General features: G+C 65.9%; 20 protein-coding genes. 9 read left to right on the top strand and 11 right to left on the bottom strand.

Features of this window, described 5'->3' with window-relative positions; all coding sequences use genetic code 11:
* Positions 1-4: 4 nt before the first annotated feature.
* The 4 genes from ACFVJ5_RS14470 to ACFVJ5_RS14455 all read right to left on the bottom strand — a co-directional run bounded on the left by ACFVJ5_RS14470 (position 5) and on the right by ACFVJ5_RS14455 (position 2679).
* Positions 5-1591 carry a hypothetical protein gene (locus ACFVJ5_RS14470; protein ID WP_379220378.1) on the bottom strand — a complete coding sequence of 529 codons (1587 nt, stop codon included), beginning with the start codon at positions 1589-1591 and terminating at the stop codon, positions 5-7.
* 51 nt (positions 1592-1642) lie between these two features.
* Positions 1643-1957, bottom strand: coding sequence for a type VII secretion target (locus ACFVJ5_RS14465; protein WP_379220377.1), 315 nt, complete (start codon positions 1955-1957; stop codon positions 1643-1645).
* 130 nt (positions 1958-2087) lie between these two features.
* Positions 2088-2396, bottom strand: coding sequence for a DUF6802 family protein (locus tag ACFVJ5_RS14460; RefSeq protein WP_101464356.1), 309 nt, complete (start codon positions 2394-2396; stop codon positions 2088-2090).
* A gap of 91 nt (positions 2397-2487) precedes the next feature.
* On the bottom strand, positions 2488-2679 hold the full coding sequence (locus ACFVJ5_RS14455; RefSeq protein WP_063057023.1) for a PspC domain-containing protein: 192 nt from the start codon (positions 2677-2679) through the stop codon (positions 2488-2490).
* A 144-nt stretch (positions 2680-2823) separates the two neighbouring features.
* Between ACFVJ5_RS14455 and ACFVJ5_RS14450 the strand changes: the two genes are divergently transcribed.
* Together ACFVJ5_RS14450 and ACFVJ5_RS14445 are read left to right on the top strand one after the other, a co-directional pair.
* Complete coding sequence (locus tag ACFVJ5_RS14450) at positions 2824-4464, top strand: ABC-F family ATP-binding cassette domain-containing protein (protein WP_379220376.1); 1641 nt, start codon at positions 2824-2826, stop codon at positions 4462-4464.
* A gap of 3 nt (positions 4465-4467) precedes the next feature.
* Positions 4468-4893 carry a hypothetical protein gene (locus ACFVJ5_RS14445; protein WP_379220375.1) on the top strand — a complete coding sequence of 142 codons (426 nt, stop codon included), beginning with the start codon at positions 4468-4470 and terminating at the stop codon, positions 4891-4893.
* On the opposite strand, the gene ACFVJ5_RS14440 is transcribed toward ACFVJ5_RS14445, so the two are convergent.
* The 6 genes from ACFVJ5_RS14440 to ACFVJ5_RS14415 form a co-directional block, all read right to left on the bottom strand.
* Positions 4890-5252, bottom strand: coding sequence for a hypothetical protein (locus ACFVJ5_RS14440; RefSeq protein ID WP_379220374.1), 363 nt, complete (start codon positions 5250-5252; stop codon positions 4890-4892). The two genes, ACFVJ5_RS14445 and ACFVJ5_RS14440, sit on opposite strands and share 4 nt — an antisense overlap.
* Before the next feature lie 166 nt (positions 5253-5418).
* A complete protein-coding gene (gene glmM, locus ACFVJ5_RS14435; RefSeq protein WP_379220373.1) occupies positions 5419-6756 on the bottom strand; it encodes a phosphoglucosamine mutase in 1338 nt (445 codons plus the stop codon).
* A gap of 142 nt (positions 6757-6898) precedes the next feature.
* Positions 6899-7423 (bottom strand): 30S ribosomal protein S9, encoded by a 525-nt coding sequence (rpsI, locus tag ACFVJ5_RS14430; protein WP_082844303.1) that lies wholly within the window; start codon positions 7421-7423, stop codon positions 6899-6901.
* Positions 7420-7863, bottom strand: coding sequence for a 50S ribosomal protein L13 (gene rplM / locus ACFVJ5_RS14425; RefSeq protein WP_194825954.1), 444 nt, complete (start codon positions 7861-7863; stop codon positions 7420-7422). Before rplM ends, rpsI begins: the two co-directional genes overlap by 4 nt.
* A gap of 176 nt (positions 7864-8039) precedes the next feature.
* Positions 8040-9398, bottom strand: coding sequence for a hypothetical protein (locus ACFVJ5_RS14420; protein ID WP_379220372.1), 1359 nt, complete (start codon positions 9396-9398; stop codon positions 8040-8042).
* Positions 9399-9543: 145 nt separating this feature from the next.
* Entirely contained in the window at positions 9544-12078 is a 2535-nt protein-coding gene (locus tag ACFVJ5_RS14415; protein ID WP_379220371.1) for an ATP-binding cassette domain-containing protein, read from the bottom strand.
* Between the two features lie 158 nt (positions 12079-12236).
* On the opposite strand from ACFVJ5_RS14415, the gene ACFVJ5_RS14410 reads away from it, so the two are divergent.
* Positions 12237-13631, top strand: coding sequence for a metallopeptidase (locus ACFVJ5_RS14410; protein ID WP_379220370.1), 1395 nt, complete (start codon positions 12237-12239; stop codon positions 13629-13631).
* 195 nt (positions 13632-13826) lie between these two features.
* Here ACFVJ5_RS14410 and ACFVJ5_RS14405 read toward each other — a convergent pair whose 3' ends face one another.
* Positions 13827-15149, bottom strand: a complete 1323-nt coding sequence (locus ACFVJ5_RS14405; RefSeq protein ID WP_379220369.1) for an FHA domain-containing protein — start codon at positions 15147-15149, stop codon at positions 13827-13829.
* 144 nt (positions 15150-15293) lie between these two features.
* On the opposite strand from ACFVJ5_RS14405, the gene ACFVJ5_RS14400 reads away from it, so the two are divergent.
* The 6 genes from ACFVJ5_RS14400 (at position 15294) to ACFVJ5_RS14375 (ending at position 23173) form a co-directional block, all read left to right on the top strand.
* Positions 15294-16493: a hypothetical protein gene (locus ACFVJ5_RS14400; protein WP_379220368.1), complete on the top strand. Its 1200-nt coding sequence runs from the start codon at positions 15294-15296 to the stop codon at positions 16491-16493.
* A gap of 71 nt (positions 16494-16564) precedes the next feature.
* Entirely contained in the window at positions 16565-17758 is a 1194-nt protein-coding gene (locus ACFVJ5_RS14395; RefSeq protein ID WP_379220367.1) for a hypothetical protein, read from the top strand.
* Positions 17755-18987: a hypothetical protein gene (locus ACFVJ5_RS14390; protein ID WP_379220366.1), complete on the top strand. Its 1233-nt coding sequence runs from the start codon at positions 17755-17757 to the stop codon at positions 18985-18987. Before ACFVJ5_RS14395 ends, ACFVJ5_RS14390 begins: the two co-directional genes overlap by 4 nt.
* A 93-nt stretch (positions 18988-19080) precedes the next feature.
* Positions 19081-20619 carry a serine/threonine-protein kinase gene (locus ACFVJ5_RS14385; RefSeq protein WP_379220365.1) on the top strand — a complete coding sequence of 513 codons (1539 nt, stop codon included), beginning with the start codon at positions 19081-19083 and terminating at the stop codon, positions 20617-20619.
* Positions 20620-20651: 32 nt separating this feature from the next.
* Positions 20652-21917: a hypothetical protein gene (locus ACFVJ5_RS14380; protein WP_379220364.1), complete on the top strand. Its 1266-nt coding sequence runs from the start codon at positions 20652-20654 to the stop codon at positions 21915-21917.
* A 26-nt stretch (positions 21918-21943) separates the two neighbouring features.
* Positions 21944-23173, top strand: a complete 1230-nt coding sequence (locus tag ACFVJ5_RS14375; protein WP_379220363.1) for a hypothetical protein — start codon at positions 21944-21946, stop codon at positions 23171-23173.
* Positions 23174-23267 lie beyond the last annotated feature (94 nt).

Genomic DNA, 23267 nt, shown 5'->3' with positions numbered 1-23267 from the left:
TGATTCACAGCGGTCCCGCCTCGGCCAGGACAGCACCGGTGTCACCCGGATTGGGTTGCTGGCTCACCGGATATTCTTCCGCCCAATGTTCACCGTCGGGCTCGTTGTCCGCGCTCGGCGTCGAGCCCGCCCCCGGCATGTTCTCTGCGGCATAGCCTTTGGCGTTGAGGGAACCGGTCGGGTTCGGTGTCGCACCCGAGGACGTCCCCTCATCCGTGTCTTCGAGACCGGTCGGCCCTTGGCCAGTGCCGGTCTCCGGTGTGCCCGAACCGATTTCGCCGCTGGTCTGCTCGTCGCTGATCACCGGAATACCGTTGGCATCGAGCGTCATGCCGTATTCGTGTGAGTTTCCAGCAGAGTCGGTGGTACTCACCGTGAGTTGGCCGTTCGCATCGGTTCCCACACTGACCTGGGTGCCATTCAGATCGAATGTCGCGCCACCGGACATCAAGCTGCTCAACTGGCTCGATATCGACGCGAAACCCTCTTGGACCGAGGTACTGAGCGACGTGAGGCCGGAACTGATCGTCTCCGCCGTACTCGTGACGAGCGATTCGAGTTCACTCACCGACGACACGAGCGACGTGAGACCGGTCATCACTTCGCTGACCGTATCGGTGATTTCGCTGATCGTATCGGTGATGTCGTCATCGTCGTCGTCATCGTCCTCCTTGGTGGTCGACGGGTCCTCGGTGGTCGCCGCCTTGGTCGACGTGTCCTCCGTTGTCGACGGTGTGCCGCCGGTCGAGGTGTCACCCTTCGACGTATCTTTCGTCTGGGGCTGCTGTTCCGTCGTCACGGGTGTCTGCGGCTTGCCGGAATCCTGCGGCATGGGATATGCGCCGGTATCCAGTCCGTTCAAGGCTTCGACAAGTACGCCGTAAATCCGACGAACCTCGGTGTCAACTTCTTTGCACAGCTGAATGAATTTATCGTACGTGGCGTGGACGTGGGGTACGAATACCTCGACCAACCACTCTTTCGCCTTCTGACCCAAATCGGAATAAGGGTTCTGCGCCACCAATCGAATGTAATCATCGATCGCTGCGCGTCCCACCCCACTACCGTTCTGCTGCGGAATGTCAGGCGTATTCGGAGACCAAAAGCTCTGGACCGTCACAGCTTTGTGGCGCACTGCCGTACGCAGCGCAGTCGAAACGTAGCTGAGCTCCAGAGATATCGTCGCGGCCTCGATGCGATCTTGCTCAGCACGGAGAATCTGCGCATTGAGCATATTGGACGCCGAGTCGCCTGCTTGCCCCTGCCAAATCGACGGAAGTGCCGAGAGCTGGCGGCGCTGTTCGTCGATCTCACCGGGCAATTTGGCCATCACCTTGGACAACGCCGCAGACATCCGATCGATGGCTGCGATATCCATCCCACGTTCGGCGTCATATTCCACGTAGATCAACTTGTTCAAGTCGGCGCCTACCAGCTCCGCCCTGCCCGCCGTTGATTCCGTTACCGCGAGCGCCTTCTCATAGCGTGGAAGGTATTGGACAAAATATTGCAGACCCTCGGCCCCTAGGTCGAGTATCTCGTCCGCGCTGCCACTGTTGGGAATATTCGGCCATGTCGGGGAGTCAGCCACCGAAACCCCCTCCGACTACGAATGAGGATGCCGATGCTCTCGTACTACGCATCAAAGGTTCACCCCAGCAGCGGTTATCTTCTTGACGTTGGCATCGTCGACCGTCGCGTACGTATCCGCACTCGTACCGAACTGAACGCCCGTCTTGTCGATCGCGGTCTGCCAGTTCTTCAACCAGGTCTCGACCTTGCCGATCACGCCCCCGACCTTCGTCCCCTCGGCGCCGTAGTCGCGACCGGCTTGCGCGGCGGTGAAGGTCCAGCCTTTGACGTCGGCAGAGCACGTCCCGATGTCAGCCGCCGACGACTTCAAGTTCGACGCAGCCTTACGCAGAGCCGTCGGATCGACCGTCACTGAATCGCCCACTTCCCCCTCCTTCTGGTCAAGCGCCGGCAGGCGCACTACTCCCTTAGACGCGCCACGACCGGGATCGGTTCCACGATCACACGACAAATGCCGCTGTGATCGGATTCGACCACAGCGGCACCCTCGTGCGCTACTTCTCCAGGTTCCCCTGGTCGGTCTTCCGCCACTCCGACGTGCCGTCGGGATGACGGTGGTACTCCCAGGCGGCGTAGTCGCCGTCTTCCTCGACGACGGTGACGTGGTCGGCCAGGCCGTCGTGGTCGTAGTCGGACCAGATGCTGGTCGAGTCGGTGTCGCCGGTGGAGAGGGAGTCGACGACGCCGTCGTGGTCGAGGTCGAGGGATGGGTTGTTCAGTTCGACGGGGCCGAGGCCGCCCAGGGATGAGTGGGCGTCGATGTCGGGTAGGCCGAGGCCGGGGAACTCACCCGAGGTGACCATGACTGCTCCTCCAACGGAAAACTCGCGGATGACGACGTGGCGGGGTTGCCACCATCTTGTCATCCGCGAGCGGGCGCCGGGGGGTTCGGGGCTACTTGTTCGGGATGAGGATCCACATCGCCAGGTAGATCAGGAACTGGGGGCCGGGGAGCAGGCAGGACACGACGAAGACCAGGCGGACGACGTTGGGGTTCCAGCCGTAGCGTTCGGCGAGGCCACCGCAGACGCCTGCGATCCACTTGTTGCTGGTCGAACGGGTGAGGCGGCGGGCGGGGGCGGTCATGGTGTTGCCTTCCTGTGAAGCGGTGATGTCTCCACTGTGCCGTCGGAGCACCCCCGCCCGCATCGGTCCACAGACCCATCCGCACCCTGATTTCGACGGGCCCCGACCTCAGGGTCAGACCCCGAGACGGGCACAATTGTCGAGGTGAGCACGACATTGCACGCCAGCGGCCTGTCCGCGGGGCACGCCGAACGGACCCTGTTCGCCGACCTCGATTTCACTCTCGCCCCCGGCGATGTGATCGGGCTGGTCGGGGTGAACGGCGCGGGCAAGTCGACGCTGCTGCGGATGTTGGCCGAGCGCGAGCCGGGTGAGGGCACCATCGCGTTGAGTCCGCCCGACGCGACCGTCGGTTATCTGACCCAGGAACCGGAACGCATCGAGGGCGAGACGGTGCTCGAATTCCTCTCGCGCCGAACCGGTGTCGCGCACGCCCAGCAGGTGATGGACGCGGCGGCCGAACGTCTCGGCGACGGTGGCGACGACGACTACTCACCCGCGCTGGAACATTGGCTGGCGTTGGGCGGCGCGGATCTCGATCAGCGCGCCGAAGAGGTCGCCGCGGACCTGGGGCTGACCCACGGCTTGGCCGGTGGGCTCGACACCCCGATGACGGGTCTGTCCGGCGGCCAGGCGGCACGCGCGGGGTTGGCCTCGGTGTTGTTGTCGCGCTTCGACATTCTGCTGCTCGACGAGCCGACCAACGACCTCGATCTCGACGGCCTCGACCGGCTGGAACGTTTCGTCACCGGTGTGCGCGTACCGCTCATGGTGATCAGCCACGATCGAGAGTTTCTGGCGCGCACCGTGAACAGCGTCCTCGAACTCGACCTGGCTCAGCAGCAAACGGGCTTCTACGACGGCGGCTACGACGCCTATCTCGCCGAACGCGAGATCGCTCGCAAGCACGCCCGCGAGGCCTACGACGAATTCGCCGATACCAAAGCGGGTTTGGAGTCACGCGCGCAGATGCAGCGCAACTGGCTCGAGCACGGCGTGCGCAACGCCCGCCGCAAGGGCAAGAACGACTCCGACAAGATGGGCCGCAAGACCCGCGCGGAATCCACCGAGAAGCAGGCCGCCAAGGCCCGCCAGACCCAGCGCCGGATCGAACGCCTCGACGTGGTCGACGAGCCGCGCAAGGAGTGGGAGCTGCGGATGGAGATCGCGACCGCCCCACGGAGCGGCGCGGTGGTCGCGACCGCCAACAACGCCACCCTCACGCGCGGCGAGTTCACTCTCGGCCCGATCACCACCCAGATCGACTGGGCCGACCGGATCGTGCTCACCGGAGCCAACGGCTCGGGCAAGTCGACCCTGCTCGGCCTGCTGCTCGGCAAGATCACACCCGATTCCGGTTCGGCCGCACTGGGTTCCGGTGTCGAGATCGGCGAGGTCGACCAGGCCCGCGGGCTGTTCCGTGGCGACGACGCGCTGGCCGATACCTTCGCCGCGGCCATGCCCGACTGGCCCGACGCCGAAGTCCGCACGCTCCTGGCCAAATTCGGCCTGCGCGGGCCGCACGTGACGCGCGCTTGCGACACCCTGTCCCCCGGCGAACGCACCCGCGCGGCCCTGGCCCTGCTCCAGGCGCGCGGGGTGAACCTGCTGGTCCTCGACGAGCCGACCAACCACCTCGACCTGCCCGCCATCGAACAGCTCGAGCAGGCCGTCGAATCCTTCACCGGCACGTTGATTCTGGTGACGCATGATCGCCGGATGCTGGATTCTGTTCGTGCGACCCGTCGTTGGCACATGTCCGGTGGGCTTCTCAGCGAGGAATGACGCATGGACTACGCACTGGGTATCGACACCCGAATCACTCTGCTCGTCACCGGATCCCTCTTCCTGAGCGCGTTGCTGCTCGGGGTGTGGAAGTACCACGGCATCCGGACCGCCGGCGCGGCGCACGTCTATGTCGACATCGCCCACCGCGCCGCGCTGATGTATTCCTTCGCGGGGATTCTGCTCGCGGTGTTCACCGAACTCAGCGCCTGGCCGACGATCGTCAACCTGACCGCCGACCTGGTGGTGCTCGCGTTCTTCGCCGGTGCGATCGCCAGTTACGCCCTGCACGGGCTGCGCCGCGACACCACCAACCAGTTCGACGGGAAGATTCCCACCGAACTACGGCTGTCGATGTACGGGCTGGTCGTGGGCGAGATCGGTGGTTTCGGGGTGCTGTTCAGCGGTTTCGTCGTCGGACAGTTCTAGAGCGACCGCACCACGGCAGGTTCGGCCGCACCGAACAGGTCGATGTCGGAGCCGAGCTTGGCCCCGATCAGGCCGACGCCGAAGGTGACACCGAGCACGGCGACCACCGCGATGAACGATCGCGAGCGCGGCACCCGTGGCGCCGCGAACGGGCGGGTGCGTGGTGCCTCGGCGACCGGCTCATAGGCGGACTGACCGTAGCCTTCGTCCCGGATCGGTACGGTGGGCGAATACCCTTGCGGCACTTCGCGGCACCCCGGTCGTCCGCAGGCCCCGCCACAACGGTGCGGCTGATCCACTTCGCCGTACTCGTACGGGTACTGGTCCTGGTAGTTGCGGGCAGGCAGCGGCGGAACCATGATCGGCCCCCTTCGAATCGTGCTGCGCGCCGAAATAACCGCCTGCGCCGAGCAGCACACACGCGCCACGGGGCACACAGGTCCTGACGGCGTATCCCGATACTAGTGGGGCCCGGTGGAACACGCCACAGAACCGATCGCCGACCCGTCGCCCTGACCCCGGCGACTAGACCGCGGCGACCCGCTTGGCCAGATCGTCGGCCAGCTGACGCGCCTGCGCGGGATCGGTGGCTTCCACCATCACCCGCACCAACTGCTCGGTCCCACTGGGCCGCAACAGAACCCGCCCGGTCTCCCCGAGAATCCGCTCGGCCTCCGCGACAGCCTCCAGCACCTCGGGAGCGACAGCGACAGCACCCTTGTCCGACACCGCGACATTGATCAACACCTGCGGCACCGTGCTCATCACCGAGGCCAGCGAGGCCAGCGAGCGCCCGGTCTGCGCCATCCGCGCCATCACCCGCAGGCCGGTGAGCACCCCGTCCCCGGTGGTGCCGAACCGCGGGAACACCACGTGCCCGGACTGTTCCCCGCCCAGGCTGTATCCGCCGCGACGCAGTTCCTCGAGCACGTACCGGTCGCCGACCGCGGCGGTGATCACGGTGATCTCGGCGGCGCGCATCGCGATGTGCAGGCCGAGGTTGCTCATCACGGTGGCGACGAGAGTGTTGTCGACCAGTTCGCCCGCATCGCGCATCGCCAGCGCGAGCACCGCCATGATCGCGTCACCGTCGACGATCTCGCCGGCGGCATCGACGGCGAGGCAACGATCGGCGTCACCGTCGAGCGCGATGCCCAGGTCGGCGCCGTGTTCGAGGACCGCGCGCCGCACATTGTCCAGGTGCGTGGAACCGCACCCGTCATTGATGTTGAGCCCGTTGGGTTCGGCGTTGATCGCGATCACCGTCGCGCCCGCCTCCCGGTACACCTGCGGGGCCACCTCGGCGCCCGCACCGTGCGCGCAATCGACGACGACGGTCAGCGAGGACAGGTCCTGGCCGGTGGATTCGAGCAGATGCTCGACATAGCGTTCGTGGGTGCCCTCGACGGTGTAGTCGCCACGCACCCGGCCGATGCCCGCGCCGGTCGGGCGCACGGTGACGCCTTCGGCGATCAGGGCTTCGATCCGGGCCTCGATGGCGTCGTCGAGCTTGTGCCCGCCCGCCGCGAAGATCTTGATGCCGTTGTCGGGCATGGGGTTGTGCGAGGCGGAGATCATCACGCCGAAGCACGCGTCGTACAGGCCGGTCAGGTAGGCCACGGCCGGAGTCGGCAGCACGCCCACCGAGAGGACATCGACGCCGACGGACGTCAGGCCCGCGGTGACCGCGGCCTCGAGCATCTCGCCGCTGGCGCGGGGATCGCGACCGAGCACCGCGACCGGGCGCTTCTTGCCGCGCGAGAGCACCTGCGCCGCCGCGGCGGCGACGCGCATCGCCAGTTCCGGGCTCAGCGACTCGTTGGCGAGCCCGCGAACACCGTCTGTGCCGAACAGCCGTCCCATAAACCTCTACCCGTCGTAGGTCCCCGTTTACAGCACGAGAGCAGGCGACCAGCCGTGCTGGAAGCCTGCTCTCGCACACGTGCTCCGCCGACCGTACCGTCTCCACCAAAGTAAGCGAAGACGGCGGTCGACAGTGCGTAAATCAGCGCTTCGAGTACTGAGGCGCCTTACGGGCCTTCTTCAGGCCGTACTTCTTACGCTCGGTGGCACGCGGGTCACGCGTCAGGAAGCCGGCACGCTTGAGGGCGGGACGGTCGTCCGGGGTGACCACGATCAGCGCGCGGGCGATGGCCAGACGCAGGGCGCCTGCCTGACCCGACGGGCCGCCGCCGACCAGGCGAGCGAAGATGTCGAAGTTCTCGACACGCTCGACCAGAACCAGCGGGGACTTCACGAGCTGCTGGTGCACCTTGTTCGGGAAGTAATCCTCGATGGTGCGGCCGTTGAGCTCGAAGTTGCCCGAACCGGGCACCATGCGAACGCGAACAACGGCTTCCTTACGACGGCCGACGGTCTGCACCGGGCGGTCGAGGCCGAGCGGCTCGAAAGCCAGCTCTTCTTCGACGTATTCGCCTTCGGCGTAGCCTTCGCCGTCTTCGACGATCTCGACGACGACCTCATCGGTGGCGTCGAACTCTTCGGCTGCGAACTCTTCAGGAGCGGTCACTGGGCCACCTGCTTGATCTCGAACGGAACCGGCTGCTGCGCGGCGTGGGGGTGGTTCGGGCCTGCGTAGACCTTCAGCTTGCCCGCGATCGCGTTACCCAGCTTGTTCTTCGGGATCATGCCCTTGACGGCCTTCTCCACGAGACGATCGGGACGGGTCGCCAACACCTCGCCGACAGTGCGCGACTTGAGGCCGCCCGGGTGTCCGCTGTGGTGGTGGATGAGCTTGTCCTGCTTCTTGTTGCCGGAGATGGCAACCTTTTCCGCGTTGATGATGATGACGAAGTCGCCACCATCGACGTGGGGTGCGTAGGTCGGCTTGCCCTTGCCGCGCAGCAGGCCAGCGGCCTGCACGGCGAGACGGCCGAGGACTACGTCAGTGGCGTCGATGACGTACCACTTGCGGGTGACGTCACCCGCCTTGGGGCTGTACGTAGGCACAGTCGTTCCCTGTCTGTCGTCGGTGTTGCCGGCCCTGATGTGTGGATCGAGACTGCCCTGGCGGCCGGTGGAGACCCAGGACATCGAGGAGACGCCGATCCGCGAACGGTTCGACGTTCCACACGCCAACGGGCAACGATACCAGCCACGCATCACCGACCCGCAATCGGGCGATGCTAGATCACGACCGGCGGACCGGGGTCGGTCGCACGCGCGGGACCGGGGATCAGATAGCGCAAGGTGTCGATGCCGGGGGTGACACAGGTGGAGTCGTCGACCAGCAGGCCACGCGCGGTCTCGATACCCTCGCGCGGGACCGTGTTCGCGTACGGGGTGAACGCGCAGCTCACCGGTTCGGCGGCCGAGGCGACGGCGGGATCCGGCTGGAGCGCGACCAGCGCCAGCGCGCCGACCACGGCCGGGGTGCCGAAGAAGCCCTTCTTCACCTTGCCGAGCAGTTTGCCGCGGCGGTCGTCGTCCTCGGCATCGTCGTGTTCGAGCGCGTGCCGCGGCGCGCGAGCGGGTGGACCTGACGGCTGCGGCGGTTGCGCGGCGGGCGGACCGGCGACGAACCCGGCCGGTCCCGGCGGCTGGGCGGCGGGCGGAGCCGTGGGTTGGGCACCCCACCCGACCTGCGCGGCGACTGCCTGAGCCGGATGTCCCGAGTCCGGATAGTCGTCCTCCTCGTCGTCGAGGTCGGGCTCGGTGACCAGCAGATGCGCGGCGCCGAGGACCAGTGCGTGCATCGGATGGTCGGCCACGTGCAGACGCTGGCCCAGGTGGTTCTGGAAGGCGAAACGCAGGGCGTCGTTGAAGCAGACGTTGCCCGCGAGCAGCACCGTCGAGGTGTCGGCGCCGATCGAGCGGGCCGCGGCCATCGCCTCGATCACCACGTTGTCGGCCGTGCGGGCGTCGCGCAGCGCCTCGGCGCTGACCGAGACCTCCGTCGATTCGGTCGGCTGTTCGTCGTCGCCGTGGACCGCGACCACCAGCAGCGAGCGACCGTCGGAGTAGATCCCGGTGGCGCCGATGCCGGTGCGATGTCGCTCGCTGGGCGGGGAGACCAGGCCGAGGGCGCGCACATAACCCGAGAGCGCGACGCTTTCGGGCAGCGGTTCCACGACCACGTCGAGCTGCTCGACGAGCGCCGCGTACACCTCGACCTTGTCCTCGGGCCAGCTGTCCGGATACGGCAGCGCGACCAGCTGCGGCTTGCCCTGGAGGTACTTGCCGATCGCGGCCAGCGGGTTGTAGAGCCGGGCCCGGAAGACGAGTTCGGCGGGCCAGGTGGCGCCGGCGATCACGATCTGTGGGTGGCCGAGGATGTCGCGCACATCGGCGATCGCCATCCCCAGATCCGGTCGCTGCCGGTCGACGCCGGCGGTGTGCAACCTGCCCGCGGCATCGGCGAGCAGGTAGGCGGGCGGGGTGTAGGTGCCCTCGACCTGTACCGGGCGGACCGGGGTCGCGCCGCCACCCGCGGCCACGGACACCACGTCCCACCCCAGATGTAGGGCCCCAACTCGAACGGTCACAGGATCAAGTGTGCCCGGTCGGCGACGGACACGCGCAGCTTGCCCACCGAAACGATGCTGACCTGGCGGATCATGCTGTGCGCAGCGAGGCATGCTCGGGCGCCCCGCGTGGTTACGCGAGCTGCCGCCTCCAGGCGCTGACCACTCATGCCTGTGACTTCTTCAGTCGTAGTCGGCTCCAGGTGATCAGGGCGAGGATCGAGGTGATCACGATGAGCATCACGATGTCCAGGATCCAGATTCCCGCGCTGTGCCCCCAGAGTGGGTCGTCCTGCGAGCCGAAGACCAGCTGCGTCAGATCCACCGTCGACGCGCCCGCCGCGTAACCCCAGCGTGAGGGGAACAGGTACGAGATCTGCTCGAGGCCGACCCGGTCGGTCACCGGGATCAGGCCACCCGCCATCACCAGCTGCACCATGATCATCACCACGAGCATCGGCATGACCTGCTCGTTGGACTTGGCCAGGCTCGACATCAGCAGGCCGAACACCACACAGCACACCGCGGTCATCGCGATGTCGAAATACAGCTCGACGCTGCCGCTCGGAATCAGCGAACCGGCGCCCGGCGCCTTCTTCCCGATGAACGTGATACCGATCAGCACCGCCGACTGCAGGAACGCGGTCACGCTGAACACGACGATCTTGGCCATCAGGTATGCCGAGGGCAGCAGGCCGACCGCGCGCTCGCGCTGGAAGATCGACCGTTCGCCGACCAGGTCGCGCACACTGAGCGTGGCGCCCATGAAGCACGCGCCGAGGATGAGCACCACCAGCAGCTGCTGGGCCTCACCGCCGCTCTCCCGCCCGAACGAGCCGTCGGGCAGCTGTACCAGCGCGCCCTCCGTGAACCCGTCACTACCAGGCACCACCAGCGACAACGCGCCGAGGATGAAGGGCAGCACCACCAGGAAGATCAGATATCCCCGGTCGGAGAAGATCAACCGCAACTGCCTGCGGGACAACGTGCTGAACTGCCGCATCGCGCTCGACTGCGGCGGCGCGCCCACGTTGCCGCGGTTCGGCTGCGCGGGCGGCGGTGGCGGCACATAGGCCTGCCGGGACCGATACTTCGCGAAGGCCTGATCTGGGTTGGCCGCGACCTCGGCGAAGATCTCCGCCCAGTCGCTGGTCCCCATCGCCGCGCCGACCCCACCCGGGTGTCCGGCGAACGCCGTCTTACCGCCCGGGGCCAGCAGCACCACCTGGTCACACATATCCAGGCAGGCCACCGAGTGCGTCACCACGATCACCACGCGACCGGCGTCGGCCAGTTCGCGCAGCATCTGCATGACCTGCCGATCCAGCGCCGGGTCCAGGCCCGAGGTCGGCTCGTCGAGGATCAGCAGCGACGGACCGGTGAGCAGCTCCATCGCCACCGACGCCCGCTTGCGCTGACCACCGGAGAGCCGGTCCACCCGGGTGTCGGCGTGCTGGGTGAGCGAAAGCTCTTGCAGCACACCGTCGATCACCTTCTGCCGGTCGGCCTTGGTGGTATCGGGCGGTAGCCGTAGCTCGGCGGCGAAGCCGAGCGCCTGGCGGACAGTGAGTTGGCGGTGCAGCACGTCGTCCTGCGGCACCATGCCGATGCGCGAACGCAGCGCCTCGTACTCGGCGTGCAGGTTGCGGCCCTCGAAGGTCACCACACCGCCGGAGGGCTGGGTATTGCCCGCGATCAGCTTCGACAGCGTCGACTTGCCCGCGCCCGACGGCCCGATCAGCGCGGTCAACGTGCCACGCCCCGCCGTCATGTTCACATCGACGAGCAGTTGCTTGTTGTTCTCGACCGTGAACCCGACCCCGTGCACCGACAGGCCCTGCTCGGCGACCGGCTTCTGCCGATGCGCCAGCGCGCCCTGGGTGACGACGAAGTCGATGTTGCCGATGGTGACGATGTCGCGCTCGCGCAGCACCGAACGCTGCTGGCGGTGACCGTTGACGAAGGTGCCGTTGGCCGAGCCGAGGTCCTCGATGACCAGGCCCTCGGGCGAGGCCAGCAGCTTCGCGTGCGCACGCGAGGCCAGCGGATCGTTGACGACGATCTGGTTGTCCGAGGTGCGGCCGATGCTCAGGCCGCCGGGCGGAATGCGGTCACCGCGCGCGACCGGTTCGGTCGAGGCGGCCTTGCGGACCGGCGGCAGCATCGACGAATCGGCGCGGCGGGTCATATTGATGTTGTCCTGCGGCTGCGCGGGCAGCTGCGAGGTGGGAACGTATTGCGGTTGCTGTTGTTGCGGGCGCGAGGGCGGCTGGAAGCCGGGATGCGGCTGCTGCGGACGCGGCTGCTGGTGGTGCGGTTGCTGGTGGTGCGGCTGGTGCTGTGGTTGTGAAGGCGGCGCGACCATGGTCGCCGCGTGGCGCGCCCCAGGCGCCGCGGGGACCAGGTGCAGCAGCGGCCCGGTGATCGCGTCACCCAGGCGTACCTGGGTGGGTCGGTCGATCGAGACGGGCTGGTTGAGCCTGCGCGCGTCGACGAAGACGCCGTTGGTACTGCCGTTGTCGGCGAGTACCCACGCGCCGTTGCTGAATCGAAGAGTGGCGTGCACACGAGAGACCAGCGGACTGTCCACGAACAGGGTGACCTCGGGCGCGCGGCCCATGGTGATCTGCTGGCTCGCTTCGAAGACTCGTTCGGTTCCATCATGGCGCACGGTGATGGTCTGCGCCCCCGGTGAAGACATGGAGCGGATACTATGCCATCGCCCGGACATCGGCGGTGCCCCCGAGACGGCTTTGCGCCCGATCCGGCGATCGACCTGCACGTGTATCCGGCCGACCAGGGGGACGTATGCCGAAAGCCCAAGTGTTCGTTGCGATCTCTGTCGTGCTATGCGCGCTGATGGGTGTCGGGTGCACGCGGGCGATCGATGGGCACGGGGTCTCGATCTACGACGATCCGTTCCAGGTGGCGGGATTGCCGACCACCGGTGGGCCGAACGGTCCGCGCACCGGCGTCCCCGATTCGTCCCTCACCGCGTCCAACGGCGACGGCGGTGACGTCGACAAACTGGCGCTCAACGCGATCGACGACATCCAGTCCTACTGGCAGGCGGGCTTCGGCACCGAATTCCCCGGCGAGACCTTCGACCCGGTCGAGAAGCTGATCTCCTGGAACGCGCGGGCCGCCCGCAGCCAGGCGATCGAATTCTGCAAGGAGACCACCTACCACCTGGTCAATGCCGCCTACTGCCGCAGCGACAACTCGATCGGCTGGGACCGCGAGATGCTGCTGCCCACCATGAGCGAGACCTTCGGCACGATGTCGGTGGTGATGGTGCTGGCCCACGAATACGGCCACGCCATCCAGAGCATGGCCAAGATGGTCACCAAGAAGACGCCGGTCCTGGTGAAGGAGCAGCAGGCCGACTGCTTCGCGGGCGCGTTCATGCGCCATGTCGCGGAAGGCAAGTCGGAGCACTTCACGATCAACACCTCCGACGGCCTGAATTCCGTTCTGGCCGCGACTGTTTCGATTCGCGACTCCGATCCCGACGACCCAGAGAGCGTGCACGGTTCGGCCTTCGAGCGCGTCACCGCTGTCCAGATCGGGTTCACCGACGGACCGCGCGGCTGCAAGGGCATCGACGAGGACGAGATCGACTCGCGCCGCGGCACTCTCCCGCAGAGCTTCTCCGGCGACAGCGGTCGCGGCGAATACCCCGTCTCCAAGGAAAATCTCGTCGAGCTGAGCAAGGCGCTTCAGGCCATCCTGCCGGTGAAGGACGCGCCGACCTACGACTACGCGGGCTCGCGCATCGACTGCAAGGACGGCGCGGTCACCGAACCGGTCACCTACTGCCCCGCCAAGAACACCATCGCCACCGATGTGCCCGGGCTGGCCGAACGCGGCGCCACCGACACCGACGACGACGGCCCGCTGCCGGTGAAGGTCAGCGGCGATTACAACGGCTACGTGGTCTTCATCTCCCGCTACACCCTGGCCGTGCAGCGCAGCCACGGCCAGCAGCTGACCGGCGCGAAGACCGGACTGCGCGCGGCCTGCCTCTCCGGGGTCGTCACCGGCAAACTCGCCCAGCCCGGCCGCCCCGTGAGCCAGGGCGACATCCAGCTGTCGGCGGGCGACCTCGACGAAGCGGTCTCGGGCCTGCTCACCGACGGACTGGCCGCCAGCGACACCGAGGGCAACACGGTGCCCAGCGGATTCTCCCGTGTCGACGCCTTCCGCGCCGGCGTCCTCAACGGCGAAACCACCTGCCTGTCCCGCTACAGCTGAGTTTTTGGAGCGCTGGCGCGCTCGAGTTCGCGGCCCCTTCGGTCCCGTCGATCAGGCACCGTTGCTTGCTCCTTCGTCGCCTACGCAACGGCGCCTGATCGACGGGACGGCCGCGAACCCGCCGCTGCGCGGCGGATCCCTCCTCGGGGTCGGGATGTGCGGGTTGCGAGTGCAGTCGGGGAGCGAACGGGGTTGTCAGCCGAACGGCGGTGGTGCGGCCGGTTCGTAGCGCAGCACCCGGTTGCCGATCATCACCTCGGTGCCGGGGACGAGCACCATCGGCTGATTCGGCGTGAGGCGGACCCAGTCGCGGTAGCCGGGGTGGCGGCTGCGAGTGCCGTTGGTGGAACCGCGGTCGATGAGTTGCACGTCCCAATTCACCAGGTGCACTTCGGCATGCGCGCGCGACATGCCACCGGAGGTGTCGTCGATGCGCAGCGGGATGAGTCCGCGCTGGGCAGCGTCGGAGTGCTCCGGGTCACGCCCGATCACGGCGTCGGCGGCCATCAGGTAAGTCATGCCGTCGTCGAGCACGAGCATGCCGAGCGGCGGGCGGACCACCTCGGCGAGCGCTTGGGTCTGGTCGACCGGCATGCCGCACACCGTGCAGAACGCCGAGCGCGGATCACTGGGATGCGCACGCGCGCACTTGAATCCCATGACCTTCACCGCGAGCACCGTCGACTTGGCCGTGGCCTCGAGCCTGCGCTGCAAGTCGGGATCGGGTTCGGGCGCGGGATTGGTTCCGGAGAGCCGGGTTTCGGCGGTGTGCGGGTCGGCGACGGGGGTGTCGACCGTGCCGTGCGCGGTGCCGGTGACAGCGTCCAGCATCGAGGTCGCCGGCTGCATCCCCGTCGCGGGCTGCTCGGAGTGTCGTGAATCCGGTTGCGCCGCACGCGGTTCCCGGTCGATGCGGGCGGTAGGCGGTGGCGGCCTGCGAGTCTGGCCCGCCGGTTCCGCGGTTCGCACCCGGCTGCGCACATCGTTGGACCACATCACGGCCCCGCCGGCCTGCGCGATTCCTTCGACCAGCCAACCGATTCCGCGCTCCGGCGGCAGATCCGGGATGCGGCCCTTGGCGTCGTCCGCGAACAGCGCGACCGCCTTGGCGGGCTCGGAGGCGACCCGGTCGACGGTGAACGCCGCGTCACTACCGCGGTAGTACTCCGGGCCGTGGTCGTCGGCGAGCACCGCTGTCACCGAACCGTGCAGGAAGATCGCCACGCCCCCGTTGTCGGCAGCTGAGAGCACCCCGAAATCGATCGGCACGCCCGGCGAGATCTGCTCGGCGTACTTCATGAGCCACCGCGTCGCCTCGCGCGCCACCACCGAACCCGGCCCCGACGGCGCTTGCTCGTGCGCGTCACGCACCAACTCCGCCAGCGATTCCAGCGCGATCGCCGCGGTATCGCCGGGCGTGAGCTTGCCCTGCCCGCGATGCGCGACCACGATCACCGCGCCCGCGACCCGTGCGACCGCGTGACTTCCGAGCACCACTTCGACCTGCCGATCCCTCACAGGTATCGGCCTCCACCGGAACTGCACAGCAGGGGGGTCGCCATGTCATCCAGACTATGGCAAAGCACCCCGCTTAGGTCCCCCTGGGCGGGGTCGGTCCGGTAACTTCATAGGTGTTGCGGGAGGAACATCGAGGGGAACCTGATGATCGATTCGACCAGAATTCGCATCGCGCTCGCCTGGGGTGGGGCTTTGATCGTCCTGTCCGGCTGCGCTGTCAGCGGCACACCCGTCGCCGGTGAGCCCGATGTGCGCGGTCTGGAGACCGGGACCTTCGCCACCGACCGGCACACCTACACCGACACCGCGGGCGATCGGGGCGCGATCGTCGAGGGTGCGCGGATGTCGGCGGCCGTGGTGCCCGCGGTGCGGATCGATCCGTCGCTGTCGCATGGACGCGGCGGCGTGATCGTTCCCGATATCGAACGCGCGCTGGATTTCGTCGCCAACGTCTCCAAACCTGTTCTGGAGAACCGCAAGTTCGTCACCGGCTATGTCGCGCTCGGCGCCGACCGGGCCGATCCCGACGGCGAGACCCGTCCCGGTCCGGACGCGACCGCGCTGACCACGGCACTGTTCCGCTTCCCCACCGCGGCGGCCGCCACCCTCGCCGCGCGTGAACTGGAGGATGTCGACCTGGCCGTCTCCCCCGACAACCGCAAACTCGCCTCCACCAAATACCCCGACGCCTACCTCCATTGGCGTCCCGGTGTGCCCACCATCGGTGCCTTCCTCGCCCACGAAGAGTTCGTGATCTCGCTGTTCATCCAGCGCCCCAGGGCCGACGCGACCGACCTCACCTCCTGGGTCGACCAGAATCTCGCCGCCGAACTCGCCCAGCTCGCGAAGTTCGACCCCACCCCCACCGAGAAGATCTCCGATCTTCCGGTAGACCCCGCCGGACTTCTGGCCCGTGCCGTCGTCGACGACCGCGCCGCCATGCACCCCGGCCAGTACTCGTTCGCCTCCTATGCTCCCGAGCACCTCGTGAACAAGGCAGCCGACCTCACCGCCCGTCAAAACCTGGTCGACGCAACAGGAGTCGAAGCCCACGCGGTTGTCGAGGGCGGCGCCGTCACTCGGGTACGCGACCAGTCCGCCGCGCAATCGCTCATGCGGGGCCTCATCGATTCGGCGGGCCACTACGACCCGATCACCGCCCCCGCCGACGTCCCCACCGCGACCTGTCTGAAACTCAACGACAACGGCAACAAAGAAGACGACTACGTCTACCGCTGCTACGTCGCGTACAAGCGCTATCTGGCCATGGTCAGCGCCGACGGCGAGCCCGAGGTCCGCCAGAAGATCACCGCCCAGTACGCCCTGCTGGCCAACAGCTTGTGAGTTCGCTCGACCCCACTCCCAGATTGCGGTGACGTAGGATTCCGCCGACAATCGTTTCGGGGAGGAATGAATTGCGAGCCGCACAAGTCGTCGGTGTCCTGGCGACCGCACTGTTGACCACTGTCGTCACGGCCTGCGGTGGTCCCGATGAGATCGCCGCGACCGACGCCCCGGTGGACCTCGCCACTCTCGACGTCGGCAACTATCCGACCCAGCCCCGCCAGGTCGGGACGGTCGCCAACCTGGACCAGGGCCGATTCATCGAGGCCGAACGCCTCGGCGACTTCGTGCCGACGCCCGCCGATATCGATCCACGGTTCATCCACACCAATCCGTCGATCGCGTCGGTGTTCCTCGACGCCGAAGCCGCGCTCGGCAAGATCATGGCCGTCGATCGGTTCGCCGAGGTCGCCCCCGATTTCATCGGCGGATTCGTGAGCTCGGCGGAGACGAAGCCCAGCAATATGGGCCTGGACATGGTGAACGCGGTGATGATCTTCCCCGACGCGCAGAAGGCCGCCACCGCCGCCACCGAGCTGGAGAAACTCGATTTCGGCTACGCCCCGAACAACCAGCGCATCGAGATCCCCGGCTATCCCGCGGCGACCGCGCACTGGCAGCCCGACCAGCAGTCGATCGGATCCTGGTTCGCCACCGGTCATCTGGTGATCTACACCTGGTTCTACGACTACCTGAAGATCTGGCTGGAAAAGGTCGACAAGCAGGAGCTGCTCGACCTCACCCGCAAGAGCCTCGACACGATCGTCCCCGCGGTCGCGAAGTTCACCCCCACCCCCAGCACCGAACTGATGACCCTGCAGCGCGATCGCGACGGCATGCTCGGCCGCACCGCGCCCCGCCCCCGCGAGGATTCCTGGATCAACCCACCCGGCGTCTACGCGGGCCGCACCGCCCGCCACTTCCTCTCCGACCCGGTGAGCGCCGCGAAGATGATCGACGACTTCGGCATCGACCTCTACGCCAACGACGGCGCCGAGGTCTACCGCGCCCGCGACATCGCCGGCGCCCAGGGTGTCCGAGACGAGCTCGGCGGCGTCACCCGCAAATTCACCGCCTCCGCCGCACCGAAAAACCTGCCGAGCGCCCGGTGCAAGGAATACATCGGCAGGAAACAACGGATCGCGATCCGCTTCTATTGCGCCGTGTCCTACGACCGCTACGCCGCCTATGTCTGGTCGAACCAGCTCCTCGATGCCCAGCAGCGGATCTCGGCCCAGTACGCATTGTTGGTGAACGCGAAATGAGAATCCGATCCGCCTTGCTGGCTGCCACGCTGGCCACCGTCCTGACCGCGTGCGGGTCCACCCTGTCCGGGCAGGCGCTGCCCGGCGAGATGGATGTTCGCTCCCTCGACGTCGGCTCGTACCCGACCGAACCGGTCAACGCCCACGACGACGACCCGGTCCCGCCGTTCTACGAGATGTACGAGGTAGCGGCGATGCGGATCGCCGACTATGTGATCAACTCCCGCGACGTCGACGCCCAGATGACCTACGGCAAACGCGCGACCACCGTCTCCGCCGGCGTGATGCCCTCGGCACTCGGCGACGAGCCCGCGATGTCGGCGATCGCCAAGAAACACAAGATGCTGTACGGCTTCGAATCCAATGGCGCCGCGAAGGATTCGCGCGTCGAAACCTACGGTGACTGGCCGACGAAGAAGGCCGACAACAGGCTCACCGCCACCACCATGGTCCTGCAATTTCCCGACGCGGACCGGGCGGCCGCCGCCGCGAAAGAGTTCTACGACACCGACTTCGCCATGAAGGAAGGCCGCAACCAGCCCGTTGCCATCCCCGGACACCCTGCGGCCCTGTCACATTGGCGTCCCGACTCACCCTTCCTGCGCACCGTGCTCCCCCACGGCCCGTATGTGATCGCCTTCCTGCTCTCGGTGCCCACGCCCGATCAGCAAGCGCTCACCACTCTCGCCTCGAACGCCTTCACCGAGCAGATCGAGGCACTGGCCGACACCACGCCGCTGACCGACGAAGAGGTCATGACGCTGCCGTGGGACCCCGACCATCTCCTGATGCGCACCCTCAACCCGGACCAGCTGGCCAACCCCGAGGGCTCCGGCTACTACGTGGTCACCGGCAAACACGGCATCCTGCACTACGCGGGCGACCAACTCCCCACCGATCGCCACTACGTCGACGAGCAACTCACCAAGATGAGCGCCCAGCAGGTGGCCCTGTCCTGGGGCTCGATCGCCGTGCGCACTCCCGACGAGCAGACCGCCCGACGCGCGGTCACCGAGAAGCTGTTCCCCTGGCAGGTAGAAGCCGAGGCCGCCAACCCACCCAACCTCCCCGACGCCGCCTGTGTGGAGAACAAACGCACCGGTGCGGCGAAACGCTTCAGCTGCATCCTCGCCTACAACGAATACGTCGGAATAGTAAGCGGCAACCAGCTTTTGGATGCCCATCAACGTGCGGCCGCGCAATATGCGTTATTCGCCAACAGCCGATAATCCCACACCGGCCGACCCCTACGGAGTCCTATATGCTCCAGCCGGGAAAGCGGCAGTGTGCGGCATTGAGTCAGGAGATCGTAAAAGATGGTGATGAGCCACGGCACCATCGTCGGCGGGTACCGCGTGCAGCGGGTGCTCGGCGCCGGCGGCATGGGCACGGTTTACCTGGCCAAACATCCCAGCCTGCCACGGATGGACGCACTGAAGGTGCTCAGCGCCGAACTCAGCCGCGACCCCGAGTTCCGTGCCCGCTTCGAGCGCGAGGCCAATCTCGCCGCCGGCCTCGACCACAACAACATCGTCTCGGTCTACAACCGCGGTGAAGAGCACGGCCAGCTGTGGATCGCCATGCAGTACGTGGACGGCACCGACGCCGCCGCCGAACTCGCCCGCGACCCGCACGCGATGACTCCCCTGCGCGCCCTTCGCATTACCACCGAGGTCGGCAAGGGCCTGGACTACGCCCACCGCCGCGGCCTGCTGCACCGCGACGTGAAGCCCGCCAACTTCCTGCTGTCGAGCAGCGACGGCGAAGAGGAACGCATCCTGCTCACCGACTTCGGTGTCGCGAAGTCCACCGACGACGCCACCGAACTCACCCAGACCGGCAGCTTCCTCGCCACCATCGCCTACGCCCCGCCGGAACAACTCAGCGGCGCCGTCCTCGACCACCGCGCCGACATCTACAGCCTCGCCTGTGCCTTCTACAAACTCCTGACCGGCCAAAACCCTTACCCCGCAGCTCAACCCGCCATGGTCATGATGGGCCACCTCCACGAGCCCCCACCCCAGGCAACCCGAATCCGCCCCGGCCTCCCCCACGCCATCGACCACGTCTTCGCCCGCGCGATGGCCAAAAACCCCGCCGAACGTTTCGCCACCTGCCGCGAATTCACCGACGCGGCATCGAACGCGCTGACCCCGGGTTTCAACCCCACCGGCCACAACACTTCGCCGACGTACCCGATCCAGGTGATGCCGCCCCGCGAGCACACCGATCCGCGGGCAGGGGTATCGCTGCATGGCCTCACAGCGTCCACTCCGACCGCTCCGAGCAAGACCAAGCGCGCGGCAGTGATCGGCGGAGCGATCGTGCTCGTCGTCGGAATCGGCACCGGAGTCGGCATTTGGGCCGCCGGCGGATCCGACCCAACGCCTGGCACCACCACCAGCACACCGGCCTCCGCGCTGCCGCCGATCGAGCAGGAGCGCAAGGACAACCCGCAGTTCGCGGGCAAGACTGTCACCCTCCTCAGTGTCACGCAGCAACCGAACAAATTCGGGATCTATTTTACCGGCAGCCCGCAGACACAGTTTTTGGAAAAACTCGGTTTCGTCTACAACTTCAAGTACACGAATACCGAAGGGATTCCGTCACCCAAAGAGGTATCGGACAGCTCGAGCGCGCTCGAAGCACCTGACGACAGCTACGTCATCGTGCTCCGTAGCGACGAGAAGGCCGGTGGCGGTGGACTTCTCGGTCTCCCGTACGGGATAACCAGTTCACGCGCAATTGTCGTCCCCATCGATGATCCCAGCACGGTATCCGCCATGCGGAATTGGTCACCCGAATCCGAGGCACTGATGATCAGCAAGCTGGTTCCCGTCCTCAAATCAAAGATCAGATAGAGAAATCCGGAAACTACCGACGGGGGGATGCTTTGCGTTCTGAATTGAAATCGCCAAAAGCACTGAGAAAACGAGCACGTAGCGCGGCATTAAGCGCAACAGTTTCTGTCGCCTGCCTGTTGACGACAGGCTGCGGGGGCGAAGCGAGCCCGGCCGGCCCGGTGGCCGCTCCAGAGGTACAGGTCGACCTGAGTAAGCTCGAAATGGGGAACTACCCGAGCCAACCGATCCCCTTGGGAATGGCTGAAACCGACGACGAGGCAGCACTGGTCGAAGCGCGACGCATCGCCGAAGCTATGCCTCTACCAACAGAGATCGACCCAGCGCTGAATTTCACAAACCGATTCAACCAGAGTCGTACGTTCACAGATGTATCGCATTACCCGTTGTCGCGAGATCTGCTCATGAGCCGCGAAGATTTCAATACTTTCGCACCTGGGTTCATATCCGGCTATTACAGCGAGGGGCGAACGAATTTCAACGGGAATCTCTCTTGGACGCTGAACAACTACGCTCTTCTGTTTACCGACGCCGAGGCAGCAAAGAATGCTGTGCCATCCCTGGGTGCCAAGCACCAGGAAATTCTCGGGGAGAAATACGAAGGCACCCGGCTGTCACGATTTCCTGAAGCTCATGCCGTGTGGACCCCACGATTCGATGCAATCTACGTGTGGCATTCAGTAGGCCAATTCTTGGTACTGACTGTCGTCAGAGACAATCTCAGTGATCAGATCGGATCCGACGACCTGCCCGGGATGCAATCGAAGGCAGAGAAGGTCATCGCGGCCATCCAGCCCAGTTTGTCGAAATTCACACCGACTCCACGCGATAAATGGAGCACACTGGACCGCGATGTCGACGGAATGCTCGCCATGACGGTCCCTGCTACTAACGACTCCGTGACCGACGGTGCCACGATCCCTACTGCGTATCAGAAGCACGGCGCATTGCAGGTCTCACTGAATATCACTGAAGACCAGCGACTGCTCGATGAAACAGGCGTTGACGCGGCCGCTTTCAACGGCGGGGAATTATATCGAACCAAGAATGCGGAGTCCGCACAGCTGCTGGAGAAGCGACGGGGCGAACGCGGCCGTATGTTCATTGTGGCGCCGAGCCCACCAGGACTGCCGTCTGCCAAATGTCACGAAAATCGTGAAAAATTCCGCGGTGTCAACCCGCGGTTCTACTGCACCATCACCTTCGGCAGATATGCGGCCCAGATATCGGCAAACCAGCTAACCGATGCACATCAGCGCATTTCGGCCCAGTACTCGCTATTGGCGAACTCCAAATAATAGCCAGACGGAAGCGAGGACAGGCCATGCGCAAACACATTGCTAAAGTTGCGGTCGCAGCTGTTATTTCGTCAATTTTGACATCAGCCTGCGGATCGAACGTCGGTGGAACGGCGATCGCCGGCGAAATCGATGTTCGAACCTTGGATGTAGGAAAGTACCAGACGCTCCCGGTCAGCGCCTACTACCAATACAAACACGGCTACAAGAACGGCCAGGAACTGGCAGCTATGCGCCTCGCCGACCATCTCGTACTCGGTACAGATTTTGACCCGAGCCTGAAATACGGCGATTGGGGCTCTTTTACATCCGAGACCTTGTTGAGCGAGTTCAGCGACACGGTAAAGCCTGCACTCAAGGAACATCGCCTGCTGTACGGGTTCAGCACAGGGAGCACCGACAAAGAGCACTTCGGCGTCTTTACTCTATCGCCCGGCGATGACGTCCTAGCAGATTCTCAGCGTTCACTCAAACCGACATATTTCGGAATGCGTGTAATGCAGTTTCCCGACGAGGATGCAGCAAGACGCGCGGCCGAATCGATCGAGGTCCTCGACTTCCAGGTAGCCGCTGACCAGAATCAGAAGGTGGCAATCGACAAGTACCCGGCTGCCCAAGCGCACTGGCGCCCCGGAGTACCGAGCATGGCCGCGAACATCGCGCGAGGCAGCTACGTCGTGAGCCTGCAGGTGGGTCTGCCGTCAGCTGATCTGCCGCAATTGAAGGATCTAGCCAGCCGAGTCCTGGATGCCCAGTTGCCACGGCTCGACAAGTTGCCGGCGCTCACGCCGATGGAAATACTGATGCTCGATCACGATCCTGCCCACGTGTTGGAACGTGCGTTGAACCGCGAACAGTTGGGCGGACCGGAAGATACGCGGTCGGCAGCATACGGCCTCCAGGGCTTCCTGCAGGTACAACGTGCGGAGCAGGAACACCGGGGCCTATACGAGGAGACCGGCGTCGATCACATCGGGATCGGATGGGACGCAACCGTTTTCCGGGCACGAGACTCTTCTGCCGCGGAGAAGTTCCAGGCCGGGATGTTCGAGGGCCCACGATTCGGCCCGGCGAACTCGCCCACCGCGGTGCCCGCTACCAACTGCGTCGAGAACAAGGTCACTTCCAGTGACATCAAGCGGTTCTCCTGCTCAGTGCGCTACCGGCAGTATGTCGGGCTCGTCAGCAGCCACCAGATCAATGACGCGCATCAGCGCGCGGCTGCGCAGTATGCCGTCTTCGCCAACGCCCAGTAGCTGACGTTGCACACTGCTCCTGTCCGACAACGGCGGTGGGAGTGGGGTGTGCAGACAGCGTCGCGATCGGTATGGTGATACGCGAAGTGCCGCT

It is taken from the genome of Nocardia sp. NPDC127606 (assembly GCF_042671725.1).
Classification (GTDB): Bacteria; Actinomycetota; Actinomycetes; order Mycobacteriales; family Mycobacteriaceae; genus Nocardia.
This window is presented reverse-complemented; position numbering and strand designations above follow the sequence as displayed.